The organism is Legionella sp. PATHC039 (genome assembly GCF_026191275.1).
Classification (GTDB): domain Bacteria; phylum Pseudomonadota; class Gammaproteobacteria; order Legionellales; family Legionellaceae; genus Legionella; species Legionella pneumophila.
The window spans coordinates 2,352,475-2,366,823 of the sequence record NZ_JAPHOP010000001.1 but is presented as its reverse complement, the minus strand read 5'-3'; the positions used below and the strand labels follow the sequence as shown (position 1 = coordinate 2,366,823).

Genomic DNA, 14,349 nt, shown 5'->3' with positions numbered 1-14,349 from the left:
AAATGAATTTATAGACTAATAACCTTTCCAATATGGAATAATTATGGAATTTAAACTGTTTCAGATTTTCATAGAGGTTGTACGGCAGGGTAGTTTTTCCAAAGCAGCTGAAAATCTATTTGCGACCCAGTCTACAGTGAGTAAAGCCATAAAACAGCTTGAAGAGGAGTTAGGTATCACTCTGATTGAGCGGTTTAAAAAGCGTAATGTACCAACAACAGCAGGTGAAATTGTTTATCAGCGAGGAACCAAACTACTGGCTGATCGAGATGATCTTCTTAAAGAATTGGATGAAATCCGAGGTTTGAAACAAGGTCGACTGCGTTTGGGTATTTCTCCGGTGGGCAGCAGTACTTTATTTGCCCCTCTTTTTGTTCTGTACAGACAACGTTATCCAGGCATTGAAGTAGAGCTTGTTGAACATGGCAGCGATAAACTTGCAGAGTGTTTGCGTGCAGGAGAGATAGATTTTGCTGGAACCTTATTACCCACTTCCAAAGAATTTGATTGCCAATTAGTTCGCTCTGAACCGTTAGTCGCGCTCCTGGCATCTGGACATCCATTAGCAACTAAACATTGCATTTCTCTACCAGAACTTAAAGAAATACCTTTCATCCTTTTTGGCAGTGGTTTCGCACTACATCGAATTATATTGGATGCGTGCCGTCATGCTGGTTTCGAACCTAAGGTGGTGGCTCAAAGCAGTCAGATTGATTTTATGCTGGAGCTTGTTGCAGCAGGCCTTGGGGTTACTTTTTTGCCACGGATGATTGCCACTCAAAGGCATACGACACAAATTCGCTCTCTTTTACTTAATGGAAGTGAGTTCCAATGGAATATGGCGATGACTTGGCGCAGAAATTCTTATCTCTCCGAGGCTGCGCAAGCCTGGTTGGCTCTGGTGCGCGAAGTGCATGTTGATAATTAGTTTTAGATTGGGGAATGCAAGAGATCTATTTTCCTATTGTCCAAATGAGGCAGGTATATTGAAAATCATTGCTGCTGTAGCCATACTTCATATCTAAACTATATAAATTAGAAAAACCGTAATGAACAACCAGCAAAAAATCAAATGCCCCATTTGTGGCAAGCAAAATACCTGGAGCCCTGATAACCAGTTCAGGCCTTTTTGCTCTGAACGATGCAAATTAATAGATCTGGGAGAATGGGCCAGCGAAAGCCGAAAAATTCCTGGAAGCTCCATTGATGCCGAGTCTATAGTGACAACCAATAATAAGCAGGATAATGAGGATGAGTAGTAGGAAACAGAATCCAAAGTTCAGCTTTCCAAATTGCAAACAATATTATGCACTGACTGCTATTGCTCGCTTTCTAACTATCTGTTACTCATGAAATGTCAAGAAGTAAGTCTTTACTTTTTGCATAACGTTCCAAATGAGTATCGATAAGGGTAACATGACCTACCTTGCGATCTGGCCGGGGTGCTTTTCCATAGGCGTGGTAATGAACGCCCGGGATCGATAAACAGGGTTCCAATGGCAGCAGATTGCCAATGCAATTTAATAAAAAACAAGAGCCGCTTACTTCAGTGCTTCCCAAGGGCAAATCAAAAAGAGCGCGCAGATGATTTTCGAATTGGCTAGTATGTGCTCCCTCGATAGTCCAGTGGCCAGAATTATGAACGCGTGGTGCTATCTCATTCGCAATCAATTGGTTGTCTTGATAAAAAAACTCAATGGTAAGTACACCGATATAATTCAGTGCTTCTAAAATTTTGAATGCATGATTTTGCGCCTCCTGTTGTAAGGTATCATGATGAACAGGTGCTTCTGAGAAATGTAAAATGCCCTTCCTGTGATGATTTTTAATCAATGGGTAGAAACTTGTTTCACCATTCTTATTACGAACAGCAATTAACGAAAATTCGCTTTCAAAGGAGATTAATTTTTCAAGAATGAGTGGTTGGCCGCCTAACAGGCCCCAACTTTTTGAAATATCAGCTTGGGTTCGCAAAACATATTGGCCCTTGCCATCATAGCCAAACCTTCTTGTTTTTAACACAGCAGGCATTCCTATGACTGAAATAGCCTGTATCAATTCATCTTCTGATTCAACCGGTAAAAATTCTGGTACAGGAATATTCAGAGTTCTGAAAAAATTTTTTTCATGCAATCTGTCTTGCGTAATTTTCAGAGCTTGTGTTGATGGATAGAAAGGCCTTATTTGGGCAGCCAATTCGGCGCAGGAAAATGGTATATTTTCGGTTTCTATTGTCACGCAATCCACTTCTGACAAAAATTGTTTTAAAGCCAATTCATCATTAAAATCAGAGACTATCAGCCTGGTGAGTTGACTCGCACAGGCGTCAGGGCTGGGATCCAGGCAGACAGTGTTAATCCCTAAGGGATATGCTGCTAATGCCAACATTCTTGCAAGTTGGCCACCACCTAGAATACCAAGTTTCATGACTTTTCCTCTTTAGGGTTTGGATTGTCGAGCACTTTTTGTGTTTGTTGTTCTCGATAGCGTTTTAAGGCAGCTCGAATATCAGGATATTTATTAGCAAGAATTGCAGCTGCAAACAGTGCAGAATTAATGGCACCTGCTTTACCTATCGATAAAGTCCCTACAGGTATCCCCGCAGGCATTTGCACAATGGATAGCAAGGAATCGACGCCGTTTAAAGTTTGTGACATGACGGGAACACCTAAAACAGGCAAAGATGTTTTGGCTGCTACCATGCCTGGGAGATGAGCGGCTCCTCCTGCACCAGCAATAATCACTTCCAAACCTCTTTCCTCAGCCTGTTCCGCATACTGGAAAAGTTTGTCGGGTGTCCTATGAGCGGAGACAATTTCTGCCTCATAGCCAATGTTGAGCGCATCCAGTGTTTGGGCAGCATGGATTAATGTTTGCCAATCACTTTGAGAACCCATAATTAGACCTATTAATATGGGTTTCATAGTGTGCCTCTCTTGTTTGAATGTTTATAACATAGCATATACTTGATTCTCGCAAACGGTTAAGGATTACAATAAGGACAATACCTTTGGTCAGCAAATTCTAGTCCATCGTCTCGCGCTTGATAAGTCTTAAACTCACATTTTAGACAATTTAAAACTTTTCGCAGGTAAAGTTCTGTTGGTGTTCCACAAGAAATGCAGGCTAAATGACCTTCAGCCGAGATTTTTCCAAACCCTGGAGTGTGACATTGAGGACAATGTTGCTGAATACGCTGAACCAGTTTCACGGCAAGTTTGTTAATTACATTCATCCGAAGTGGATTCATCATCGCTCTCATATCGGTTTCAAGGCGGATAGTTGTACTGTATGTGAACGCTTTTTGAATCGCTGTTTTAAGTTGCTCAAGCTCACAGATTCCTTTTTGAATATAATTCTCTTCCCTATTTAAGGTTCGAACAATAATACCGTGACTTGGAAATTTTGCTTTGTTGAGAAACGCTTCATAGTCATTTGTGGCACTGATATCAATATGACTGTAATTTGTCTCTGTAGATAATTCGTGCTCAGCGATAATTAAGTCATTATCCAAATCAACAAAGGCCATCAATTCAGTATCTGCAGGACAAAAATAAAGCTGGGGATGGGGGCCGAAGCTTCCTTCACTGGATATAACATAACGGTATCCAAATTGCTGGGCTGCTGCTTTAGCTTTCAGAATTAATGTTTCATAGGCTGAGGCTTTTCTTGGTATTTCACCGGTGAAGGTGCCGAACTGATCAGTATCATAATCAGCAGGGACATGGATAAAACAGCCTAATTTCTCCTCAAAAGGAGGCTGAATCGCTTTTTCCTTTTGATGTTTTGAGGCCAGTAAAACATGCTGATTCTGATAGTGCATAGGGGTCACCTCCAAAGTTAAATACTAAGAGAAATAATCGACTCTAGCAACAGAAACATCCGACACAAAGAGGACTCCTGAATTCTTTTGGAATAGAGTTTTCATGCCAAGTGCAATTTTGGCAATAGCTTCCTCAGTTGCCACTGCAATAAACATGACGAAAGAGGCTTTGTCGTTAAACAAAATTTTACCTTCATGAAACCCATGATGTCCTTTTCCAGAGACGTTTCGCAATAAGGTAAAACCAGAAATATTTGCCTTCTCCATCATGTTAGCGACCATATTTTCATTTTCACCAGATACGATCACTTCGATCTTTTTCATCGGATGCAAAGAGATGTTCATCTCTTTTTTTTCTGATACTTTGATTATATTCATCATAAAACTCCTTTCACTTAATTACAGACCATGTATTGGTTTTCTCTAACTTGTAAAACAAGTGACTACGTGGATCAATCGCTACCAAATGAACCCATTCATTAAAAAACAAGGTTTTTAAGACATCGTGTTTTTCAACTAGTTCACTGATAATTTCACGAGGAGCATAGACTATAGTTAACAAGCGTTGTGGCTCATGAAAGGATTTGTCATCATAGCTCATGACAGATTGCAGTGGTAGTCCATGCATTAGATCACTGGCATTGCCTTGCATGACTCCAATTTTTCCTGCGACATTATGAGTGATTTTACTGCCACTTCCATATGCCACGTTGTCGATTGTTGAAAACAGGTACTGGGTATTAATCCATTGGGCAACCACCATAGGTGCAGTCAAAATGGTTTCAAGCAGGGTGCCGTCTTCGTCCTTGGTCCAGTCATAAGAATGCAAGAAAGAACGCCCTTCCAGATCAATGTTTTTGGTCAGTTGGCGAGGTGCTACGATGAAAGCGGCATTGCGAGCAAGTCCCCATTCTGGTCTTGTTTCTGACCAATCCGTGCTTCTTCGTACAATGTCTTTTTCCGGGCAATCTATAGAATTCAAATAGTTAATTCGCTCTAAATTATTATTATGCTTAGCCATTTTTAAGTCAGTTCTAAGCTGGTCGAGGATATCTTGGTCAATGAATTGACTGACATTTGAATGATAAATTTCAACCTCATCCGTCGTTGTGTCATGTTGTGCGCCACAGAACACAGTATCTTGGGGAATATTGATTCCATTTTCTGCCAGAGCCCTTCTCACTGTTATTTTATTGAGGATAGACGCCAGTAATTGCGCGTTTTTTCCACCTTGATTACCTCCACAAGCGCCGCAATCCAGGGCTGAAGCATAAGGATTATTTTGCGTAGAGCTGCCATGACCACAGAAAATAACAAGTTTGGCAAAGTTATCAGTTAGTCCCATGAGTTTCAATGCCATTTCGGCATAGGCAATTTGTTCTTGAAGTGAGATCCCCACCTCCTTCTCTAATAAATCCAATTCAAAAACAGGCTGTGTTTGAATGGAGGGGCATATCATTTCGTTTAGGTTTTTGGTAATACGTCTAGCGAAAATTGGGCTACATGATTTGAGGAACATTGTAATCCCACACCAGATTCCTAATGATTCTACCAGGGCAAAGGGGGTTGAAAAATTGTACTTTAATTGCTGATAGACCCGGTTCAAAATTTTTTTAAGCTCTTTACCTTTCTTATGATGCTCTATGCAATGTTCATTTGCAGCAATTGCTTTTTCATGGATATTAAATCGTGGCTTTAAGAGGACTGGGCAGGAGTCTTTTATTGTTTCACCGTCATAATCTTTGATACTCACAGGTAAACCAAAGAATCCTGCAAATCCCAAAGTCTCGTAGCTTCCCAGTTTTTCTATACATCGTCGAAACGGTTCTGAGCGGACATCAATGCAAAAAACCATTTGGGCATTAGCTCTATTTTCTTTTATCTGAACTTTGTTTAACTCAGGCAAAAGCTTCTTTAAAAGCAATTGCCTGTAATCATCTTCTTTGTGTTTTATATTTTGAATAAGTTGTTTAGTATGTGTACTATCCTTTTCCTTTTTTTTTTCTTCCAGATTTGCTTCTGGCCATAATACGCAGGTGATTATCAGCCTCACTGCAAGAAAATCGACTAGGCTTACAGGATTTTCTTCCTTGCCATTACGATTTTTCCATTCGCTTATCCACTTAATGTATCCAGCCCATCCAGGTAAGTGAGACAGAGTAGATTGGAGAAATTCCTCTTGTCTTTGGTTTAATACGCCAAGTTTATCGAGGCAAAGTTGGATAGCTTGTTCAGGCATTTCTGGCAGGTTTGATAACCAGATCTTTGTTGATTTATTGTTTTGATGCAGTGCGCTGTCAAAAGGGGCTAGCTTTAAAAAACCAAAATATAAGCCTTTATCACGATGAGGCATTTCAATCGTGCCTTGTCCAATGTCCAGAAAGCTCCCACACCATTTGATCATGTGCCAATTAACTCTTTCCAGTTTTTCATTAAATGGAGTGCCTTTTTTTGCTGTTTGATTTATCAGGATAGCCTCTTCAAAGGACATCGATTCAAAACCATGCAAGGAATTACAGGCAATAAATTTTTCCAGAGGCCATACAGGTGTAATTTGTTTTGCAACATTATTTACCATGGCCTGGATAATCATGACATCATTATCGATTGGGTAGTTACATTGAGTCATTTGATTTTGATTGTCCTTATTAGTTTTGATTAGAGTGATGTGGCTGCTCATGTTTGCTCCTTTTCTTAATAGTAATAAGTATGTCGATTTGCCGTAATGGTTTTGGGATGAGGAGTACTTGCGTTAAACATGTACATGTAAAACCAATCCCAAAGTCTTGTCTCTCTGATTTTTTTGAATAACCCCATGCTGAATACAATCCAAAGGGAAAAGAAGACAATCAGAGTTAAGCCTTGTAAGCTGCTTAATTGGTATTGAGTAAATCCTGTTAGATTAGGTAGGAGTGACTCGATAAGATGGATACTTCCTCCATAAAAAACTCCAATTAAGAAAACTAAAGCCAAGGCTAAAATTACCTTTTTGAAATCTTTCTCATTTGCAATTAAGCTCATGGTGAGTTGTGTACCTGTGATGAATGCAAAACCTAAAAGAAAGGTGGATGCCTGGAGCGATAAGATGGGTTTCCCCGTGATCAGGGCAAAACCATACATTCCCAACAGCCCACCAAAAAATGCAATCAATAAGGTTGTCAATTTTTTGGGACATGATTTATTCTGATATTTCTTTTGTTGGACGGCAGAGCCTGAACTGAGGAAAAGATAGGATTTAAACAAGCCATGCCAGCATAGATGCGCGATAGCGGCTGGGAAAAGTCCTAAGCCACATTGCATCATCATAAAACCCATTTGTGCCATGGTGGAACTGGCAAGCATACTTTTGATATTCCACTGCAATAGTTTCCAGAGGCTGCCTAATAAAGCAGTCAGTGCGCCGAAAACGAATAAAATGGTTAATAAATTTGCTTGCGTTGCAAACAAAGGTGCAAATTTAACAATCAGAAAGCCTCCTCCATTAACTAATCCAGCATGCATTAGAGCAGATACCGGCGTTGGCGAGTTTAATGAACTCATTAGCCAGCGATGAAAAGGCCATATGGCAGATTGCGTCATCGCTGTTAAGATAATAAATCCAAGCGCTACAGCAATAGCAGGGGATGGCTTATTGCTCACTTCGCTGATTATTATTTCAATCGACAGAGTATTATTTAGTGCAAACAATATGCAAAATGCTGTGATCAGAGATAAGCTTCCTGGTAATAGTGTTTTTAAAGTCAATATTCCTGAGTTGTAAGCAGCATTCCATTGCGACTTGTGAATCATAAGATTTATTAAGAGCAAGTTACTTACCGACCAGGCAATCCAAAATAATAAAAGATTGTCTGCTAAAGCCATCACAACAGTTGTTAAAGTTATGGCTGAAAGTTTGAAAAAATAACGTCGGTAGCACTTATCCCCATGCATGTATCGTATGGAAAAACGGTGGATAATAAAGCTGATGAATAATATTAATGTGGTTAGCAAGAGACTTAACGTGCTAGTATGAACTAAAGAATAGCTGTTTTGGTTTACAGTATTTGCAGAAATCATTAATGCCAAGAGACTCAAACCAAAACCAAAACCTATGATTGTGGTACCGTAATAAGTTGCTTGAATATTTCTTGTCTTTCCTAACAAGATATAGAATAGCATCGCTATCAAGGGTGATAGCATGAGTGAAATCGATAACCCATTTAAAAGTTTATCCACATTAATTCTCCATTAGAAATTCTGTTATTATTGTGGAAATATATTAGATATGTTAATATAAGTAAAATTAAAAATAATGATTAGAACTATTAGAAAAACTTATGTCAATTGATACAATCACACTACAATGTTTTCTCGCCGTGGCTGAAACACAAAGTTTTACCAAGGCGGCGCAGCGGGTTGGACGCACCCAATCGGCTATCAGTCAGCAAATAGCTAAATTGGAAAACCTGATTGAAAAACCTTTAATTAATCGTGGCCGAGAACTTTCTCTGACCACGGATGGTGAAATATTTTTAGGGTATGCCAAACGAATTTATGAGTTGCATCGAGAGTCTCTCGATCGTTTTAAAGCGCCTGAGTTACAAGGTGAAATCCGCTTCGGATTACCAGAGGATTTTGCCAGTATTATTTTATCGGATGTTCTCGTGGAATTTTCAAGATTACATCCTCGTGTCCTATTGAACGTTGAATGTGACTTGACGCTTAATCTCATTGAGAGTTTTAATGAAGGTAAATTTGATTTAATTCTCATTAAAACGACTCAGCAACAGGTTGGTACTGAGTGTATTGATGTGTGCACAGAACCTGTTGAGTGGATAGGAAAAAAGGAGTTATTACCTATTTTAGACAAACGAGGGCCAATTCCACTAGTGCTGTCACCAACACCTTGTGTTTATCGGGGAAATGTCATTGATGCTTTGGACAAAGCTCATATTAACTGGCGCCTCGTATACAGCAGTGCCAGTTATGCGGGAAAAATGGCCGCTGTGCGCGCTGGGTTGGGAATTACTGCTATTCAGCGCAGCATGATCCCAAATTATCTGGAACGGCTCGATTATGATTTTCTCCCTGTTTTGAATGATGTCCATGTTTCTTTATTAAAAAAGAGTGAAAGCAATAAAGCGATTGAATCGCTTGAATTTTTTATCTTGCAAAAATTAAAACATTAACAGCATATACAAGAAACAAAGGTAAAAGGGATAATTAGGGAATGAATGCAAAACCAATTAATTCAATTATTGATGTGCTAGATCGTCAAACACTCTCATCCATCGCAATGATTAGTGTTCTTGTTAGTTTACTGTCATTGAGTATTCCAATTGCCGCACAAACACTTGTGAATTTAATCGCTTTCGGCAAGCTACTACAACCACTCATTACTTTAAGTTTCATGGTATTGATTCTAATGGTGGCTTTAGGAGCTCTTCAGATATGGCAAAGTGTAATTATTGAAGTAATTCAGCAAAAACTGATGGTTAAAGTGAGCTTAAGTTTGACACGACATTTCACCCACATGTCCCTTGATAATTTTTCGACACATCATGGGCCGGAGTTGGTCAATCGCTTTTTTGAAATAGTCACTATCAAAAAATCACTCGCAAGTTTATTGTTATATGGCATTAATTTGGGGTTACAACTCTTTTTTGGGCTTTTGCTGATTCTAATTTACCACCCACTTTTCCTTTTGTTTGATATTTTTATCATTCTTAGCATTCTGTTGATCATTTTCATTCCTTACAAAAAAGCGTTGGTCAGCGCCAAAAAAGAATGTTCTGAAAAACACGTTGTAGGTGCTTGGTTAGAAGAAATTTTGATTAACCGCTATCTCTTCCGTTTTAGTTTATATCACCGCTTTGTGACCCAACAAACGGATAAAAAATTGGTTGCTTTTTTAAAAGCAAGAAATACTCATTTTAAGCAGCTTATCAAACATCAAATCGGTTTTTATACCCTGTCGGCTCTGGCGAGCAGTCTTTTATTGGGATTGGGGGGCTATCTTGTTATTAATGATCAGCTAAGTCTTGGTCAGTTGGTTGCCGCTGAAATCGTTTTAGGCGCTCTGATTTACTCATTTAAACGCTTTAGTGTTCTTTTAGAAAATTATTATGAGTTGGTCGCTTCAGAAAATAAAATCGATGCAGTACTTAATTTATCGCTTGAGCAGGTGAAAGAGGAGGATAGCGGCGAATTACTGACTCCAATTAAAAGCATCCAATTGGGTTTAGATGGCAAGGATAAGGCACTAATTACTGCTGATAATCCTTTATTAGTGTCTTCAGAAAAACCAGATATATGCCAATTGTTTGTTGAGCAATTGTTAGGATTTCAAGATCCTGTTTCACTTCAGGTTCTCATAAATGGAATTCCTTGCATGAAGAAAAACCTTATTTCTCTGCGTCGTTTTAGTTTATTGATTGCAGAGCCCCAGTGGTTTACTGGGAGCATTTATGACAATTTGGTACTCAATCATCGCACAATGTCCAACAAAGTGATTATTGAACAATTAAAAAATGTTGGACTCGCTGATAAAATTATACAACTACCGGAAGGACTGCACACCATTCTCTATGAATGGCGGGATGTGTTTACCTCAGTTGAGATTATTAAACTGATGTTGGTCAGAGCTATGCTATTGCAGCCTGAATTAATTGTGATTGATCGAGCTTTTGACATTCTAAATCGTCAAGAAATCAATGAGATGATGGCATTGGTATTGACATTAAAAAATACTCTATTGGTGATCGTGAGCCAACACGCTGATTTTAACAAATTGACCAACCGCTTGGTGGTTCCCTCATGAAACTGTATGCTTATACAATGATTAGTAAACTGCCTAAGCCTCAAAAAATAGGCAAAATAATTTTTATTGTTTTTATGATTATTCTTCTTTTCTTAAGTTTTACCCCATGGCAACAGTTTGCATTAGGTAATGGGAAAGTCATCGCTTTTTCACCAACTGAGAGACAACATACGGTTAATTCGCCAATTAGCGGACGAATAAAGAAGTGGTATGTCGATGAAGGCATGCACGTTAACCCCGGGGATCCGATAGTCGATATTACTGATAACGATCCAGAGATTCTGTCACGCCTTGAGCAGGAAAAAAAAGCAATTTTGCTTCGTATAGAAGCGGCTAAACAAGCTATTGTTGCTGGTAAAGCCAATGTTGACAGACAAAAGAAATTGTATGAACAAGGGATTAATTCGAGAAGGCAATACGAATTGGCACAAATTGAATATGCAAAATACCAAAATGAACTAGCCCAGGCAAACATTGATAAAGTGAATGTCGATGTTCGTATTGCGCGTCAAGAAACACAAATCATTAAAGCCCATGTTGCCGGTATTATTTTTAGGCGTTTGACCGGTCAGGAAAGTGTCGTTGTCAATGCTGGAGAGGTATTGGCCCAAATTCTGCCTGAAACAGAGTCTCGTGCCGTTGAATTATGGATTGATGGGAATGATATTCCTTTCGTGCGTCTGAATCAAAAAGCACGTTTGCAATTTGAAGGATGGCCTGCAATTCAATTTCGTGGATGGCCAGAAATTGCTGTGGGAACATTTGGAGGAATAGTATCCTTTATCGATCCTACAGATAATGGATTTGGTTTATTTCGCGTAGTGATTGTTCCTAATGAACCTTGGCCTAGTACTCGGTTTTTAAGGCAAGGAGTACGGGTTCACGGTTGGGTTCAATTGGGTGAAGTTCCATTATGGTATGAGCTTTGGCGCCAGTATAATGGTTTTCCCCCGGAAAGTGACCGCGAGAATAAAGCATCATGATTTTTTTTTCTTCGAGCAAAAACAGATTGATTCTCTTATGTTTGCTCTTGATATTGTCATTCAACTGTTTTCCAAAGCGAAGCAAACCTTTGCTGCTTGATGCAGTACTCAAAAGCGTTGATCGAAGTTATCCTCAGATACTAATAGCATGCCTTGAAATTACAAAAGCCGAGGGTGATTATATGAATGCTTTAGGAAAGTTTGATCCTTCTTTCGATGTGAGTCCTCAATCCCAACCAGTTGGTGGATATATTAATAATTACGCAGACAATCTATTCAATGTGCCAACACTCTATAATGGGCTTAAATTGTTTGGGGGTTATCGTATTGGTAGAGGGGATTGGCCTGTTTACTACCGAAATTTTCTGACCAACTCAGGCGGTGAATATCGTGCAGGATTTTCTTTGCCGCTGCTGCGAGACAGGCAAATTGATAAAGAGCGCACTGAGCTTTTTACAAGAGAAGAAACCATTCGCATGAAACAGCAGGATGCTGCTGCCACAAAAATTAAAATTTATCAAGAAACCATCAAAGCTTATTGGTTATGGGTTGAGGCTGGTTATCAATTAAGAACTTTTAGGCATCTGTTAAATTTAGCTAAAATACGACAAAATGCGATTATTCAACAAGCTCAGCAAGGTGATTTGCCTAAGCTTGCCATAGCAGAAAATTTACAACTGATTGTTCAACGTGAACAGTTGGTCAATCAAGGAAAAATGGTATTGGCACAAGCAGGTATTAACCTTTCACTTTATTATCGGGATGCAAATGGCAGACCTCAAAAACCAGCGGAAAGTCAATTACCCACTTCATTTCCTAGAAGATCAATTAAAGTATCCAATAGCATCTCACAGTTACAACAACATCCTGCCTTACGCAAATTGGATAATTATTCACGGATTATCCAATTAAAACAAAATTTAGCAAGAAATGAGCTTCTCCCTAACCTTGATGCGACAGCTTATACTTTTAAGCAATATGGGACAGGGGGCGATCCTTTATTAATCCCTCAGGCTGCGATGATCGGTGTGAATTTTAAATTCCCTATTTTTCAACGTGAAGCAAGAGGAAAGCTTATTAGCACCACGAGCGAACTGCAGCAAGTGAAAACAGAAATGAAATTTACCTATGAACAATTAAATAACGAGTTGTCTAATCTCCTGGTTGCGATAAGAATATATCAGCAGCAGGTTGTGTTACTTAATAAAGAGTTAAAACTGGCACAGCAAGTTGAGGAAGGTGAAAACAAGCGGTTTTATGAAGGCGATAGTACACTTTTTTTAGTAAATCAACGTGAACAAACAACAGCGCAAGTCAAGTTAAATTGGATTAACGCAGAAATCAATTTACAAGAGGCTAAGGCTTTAGCAAGATTTTTTTCTTCCACACGATAATAACTGATATCAATATTAAATGTAAGTTATAAATATCTTGGATACCCACAAGTAAGGTAAAAGATAATTGGTAACGACTTGCACTTCCCCATGTCATATGTTACACAATGTTTGCTTAATGTTCATATTTTATAATGCTTGACTGAAACATTAAATCATTAATCCTAAAAGGGAGTGTACAGATGTCATATTCAATAGATAATCCTGGTGGCGGGGATTGTGGATTTTATGCTCTTGCTATTGGTTTAATAAGCATCATACAAAATGAATACAAACTTTACGGAAAAAGTAAAACTTATGATCGATGGAAGCAAGTCGAAGGTATTTATGGATTACGACTGCAAGACATCCTTAATGTCGATCTAACAAAACTTCATGATTCACCCTACACTTATAAAAGTGAATTATTATTTCTATTGCAGATGTCTTTACGAAATATTGCAGTCATTGTTAATAAAGAAGATTTGGTCAAGAGAATAATCGAAGAAGGTAGAAGTAAAGATCAAACCAAAGTAGAAGGATCAAATGCTTATTGCAAATTCATGGAATTGGTACAACTTTATCTCTATCGAAGAGATTCGCTGGAAAGGATAAGTCAATTCAATGAACTAGCCCTCTCTCCGGAAATTGTTCAAACAGCGCGAGATATTGCCAGAATACTGAGACCAATCCTCAGAAACCAGCCTTTTCATCAGGTACAGAAAATAGAAAATGCTTTTGTTAAAGAAGTCTTACTAAACGATGTTCTATCAGGCAATACAATCAATTCAAATTCAATTATTTTGAAGAACCTTGAAAAAATTAAAGAACAAGGACGATGGGCTACGCATGATGATTTGAAAGAAATTGCCGACCTACTTAAAATCAATCTCAATGTTGTTGGACAACCGAATGGCAAACCTATTCCGGAATATCCCACGGTCACTCTAAAGAACCTGAGTAATACACATTGGATAACACAAGTAGAATCTATCCAGGGACCCAGACAATACAAACCTCCTAAGCGAGCTTTTGGTTATGAAGCCTTATCTGACAGAGCCGTTTCTTTGAAAGAAGAGCAAGTTCTTGAAAGAACCTTCAAACCCCAAACTCAATCAGAGAGAACAAAACGTTACCACCAACACTTTGAAACACTGTTTGATACTTTGTCGCGTTATGGTTTCTTTCCTCATGAACAGAATAAAAGGTATACTCACGTTTCTGGCAAAGTGCAAACCGGTTCGGAGTCCGATGAGTCTTTGGCAACTCGATTACAGGAAGCGGAACTGAGACAAATTTTATTTTGATGCAATCGCTTTATCGTAAAAAATGTTGGAAACTCAATATGCATCAGGGTATCTTGGCAGGAAG

General features: G+C 38.8%; 13 protein-coding genes. 7 read left to right on the top strand and 6 right to left on the bottom strand.

Annotation, left to right across the window (positions count from 1 at the left end; translation table 11 throughout):
* Positions 1-43: 43 nt before the first annotated feature.
* Complete coding sequence (locus tag OQI99_RS10790) at positions 44-928, top strand: LysR family transcriptional regulator (RefSeq protein ID WP_265731919.1); 885 nt, start codon at positions 44-46, stop codon at positions 926-928.
* A gap of 121 nt (positions 929-1,049) precedes the next feature.
* Positions 1,050-1,259 carry a DNA gyrase inhibitor YacG gene (yacG, locus tag OQI99_RS10785; protein WP_265731918.1) on the top strand — a complete coding sequence of 70 codons (210 nt, stop codon included), beginning with the start codon at positions 1,050-1,052 and terminating at the stop codon, positions 1,257-1,259.
* A gap of 88 nt (positions 1,260-1,347) precedes the next feature.
* Here yacG and OQI99_RS10780 read toward each other — a convergent pair whose 3' ends face one another.
* The 6 genes from OQI99_RS10780 to OQI99_RS10755 are packed head-to-tail and all read right to left on the bottom strand — an operon-like array spanning position 1,348 to position 8,038.
* Positions 1,348-2,427: a 5-(carboxyamino)imidazole ribonucleotide synthase gene (locus OQI99_RS10780; RefSeq protein ID WP_265731917.1), complete on the bottom strand. Its 1,080-nt coding sequence runs from the start codon at positions 2,425-2,427 to the stop codon at positions 1,348-1,350.
* Positions 2,424-2,924, bottom strand: a complete 501-nt coding sequence (gene purE / locus OQI99_RS10775; protein ID WP_011945461.1) for a 5-(carboxyamino)imidazole ribonucleotide mutase — start codon at positions 2,922-2,924, stop codon at positions 2,424-2,426. Before purE ends, OQI99_RS10780 begins: the two co-directional genes overlap by 4 nt.
* Before the next feature lie 59 nt (positions 2,925-2,983).
* Positions 2,984-3,823, bottom strand: coding sequence for a DUF6671 family protein (locus OQI99_RS10770; RefSeq protein WP_061513385.1), 840 nt, complete (start codon positions 3,821-3,823; stop codon positions 2,984-2,986).
* Positions 3,824-3,847: 24 nt separating this feature from the next.
* Complete coding sequence (locus tag OQI99_RS10765) at positions 3,848-4,201, bottom strand: DUF190 domain-containing protein (RefSeq protein ID WP_061513384.1); 354 nt, start codon at positions 4,199-4,201, stop codon at positions 3,848-3,850.
* Positions 4,202-4,214: 13 nt separating this feature from the next.
* The gene (locus tag OQI99_RS10760) at positions 4,215-6,503 is read right to left on the bottom strand and encodes a DUF2309 domain-containing protein (protein ID WP_265731916.1); all 2,289 of its coding nucleotides are present in this window, start codon (positions 6,501-6,503) and stop codon (positions 4,215-4,217) included.
* 14 nt (positions 6,504-6,517) lie between these two features.
* Positions 6,518-8,038 carry a proton-conducting transporter membrane subunit gene (locus OQI99_RS10755; RefSeq protein ID WP_265731915.1) on the bottom strand — a complete coding sequence of 507 codons (1,521 nt, stop codon included), beginning with the start codon at positions 8,036-8,038 and terminating at the stop codon, positions 6,518-6,520.
* A gap of 101 nt (positions 8,039-8,139) precedes the next feature.
* Between OQI99_RS10755 and OQI99_RS10750 the strand changes: the two genes are divergently transcribed.
* The 5 genes from OQI99_RS10750 to OQI99_RS10730 all read left to right on the top strand — a co-directional run bounded on the left by OQI99_RS10750 (position 8,140) and on the right by OQI99_RS10730 (position 14,285).
* Complete coding sequence (locus OQI99_RS10750; RefSeq protein ID WP_265731914.1) at positions 8,140-8,991, top strand: LysR substrate-binding domain-containing protein; 852 nt, start codon at positions 8,140-8,142, stop codon at positions 8,989-8,991.
* A 41-nt stretch (positions 8,992-9,032) separates the two neighbouring features.
* Complete coding sequence (locus tag OQI99_RS10745) at positions 9,033-10,622, top strand: ABC transporter transmembrane domain-containing protein (protein WP_265731913.1); 1,590 nt, start codon at positions 9,033-9,035, stop codon at positions 10,620-10,622.
* A complete protein-coding gene (locus OQI99_RS10740) occupies positions 10,619-11,605 on the top strand; it encodes an HlyD family secretion protein (protein ID WP_061514201.1) in 987 nt (328 codons plus the stop codon). Before OQI99_RS10745 ends, OQI99_RS10740 begins: the two co-directional genes overlap by 4 nt.
* Positions 11,602-12,999: a TolC family protein gene (locus OQI99_RS10735; RefSeq protein ID WP_265731912.1), complete on the top strand. Its 1,398-nt coding sequence runs from the start codon at positions 11,602-11,604 to the stop codon at positions 12,997-12,999. Before OQI99_RS10740 ends, OQI99_RS10735 begins: the two co-directional genes overlap by 4 nt.
* A gap of 182 nt (positions 13,000-13,181) precedes the next feature.
* Positions 13,182-14,285, top strand: coding sequence for a type IV secretion protein Dot (locus OQI99_RS10730; protein ID WP_265731911.1), 1,104 nt, complete (start codon positions 13,182-13,184; stop codon positions 14,283-14,285).
* Positions 14,286-14,349: the final 64 nt, after the last annotated feature.

Excerpts from the sequence above, each read along its gene's own strand:
- OQI99_RS10790 (WP_265731919.1), top strand. The coding sequence starts at position 44 with ATGGAATTTAAACTGTTTCAGATTTTCATAGAGGTTGTACGGCAGGGT.
- yacG (WP_265731918.1), top strand. The coding sequence starts at position 1,050 with ATGAACAACCAGCAAAAAATCAAATGCCCCATTTGTGGCAAGCAAAAT.
- OQI99_RS10780 (WP_265731917.1), bottom strand. The coding sequence starts at position 2,427 with ATGAAACTTGGTATTCTAGGTGGTGGCCAACTTGCAAGAATGTTGGCA.
- purE (WP_011945461.1), bottom strand. The coding sequence starts at position 2,924 with ATGAAACCCATATTAATAGGTCTAATTATGGGTTCTCAAAGTGATTGG.
- OQI99_RS10770 (WP_061513385.1), bottom strand. The coding sequence starts at position 3,823 with ATGCACTATCAGAATCAGCATGTTTTACTGGCCTCAAAACATCAAAAG.
- OQI99_RS10765 (WP_061513384.1), bottom strand. The coding sequence starts at position 4,201 with ATGAATATAATCAAAGTATCAGAAAAAAAAGAGATGAACATCTCTTTG.
- OQI99_RS10760 (WP_265731916.1), bottom strand. The coding sequence starts at position 6,503 with ATGAGCAGCCACATCACTCTAATCAAAACTAATAAGGACAATCAAAAT.
- OQI99_RS10750 (WP_265731914.1), top strand. The coding sequence starts at position 8,140 with ATGTCAATTGATACAATCACACTACAATGTTTTCTCGCCGTGGCTGAA.
- OQI99_RS10745 (WP_265731913.1), top strand. The coding sequence starts at position 9,033 with ATGAATGCAAAACCAATTAATTCAATTATTGATGTGCTAGATCGTCAA.
- OQI99_RS10740 (WP_061514201.1), top strand. The coding sequence starts at position 10,619 with ATGAAACTGTATGCTTATACAATGATTAGTAAACTGCCTAAGCCTCAA.
- OQI99_RS10735 (WP_265731912.1), top strand. The coding sequence starts at position 11,602 with ATGATTTTTTTTTCTTCGAGCAAAAACAGATTGATTCTCTTATGTTTG.
- OQI99_RS10730 (WP_265731911.1), top strand. The coding sequence starts at position 13,182 with ATGTCATATTCAATAGATAATCCTGGTGGCGGGGATTGTGGATTTTAT.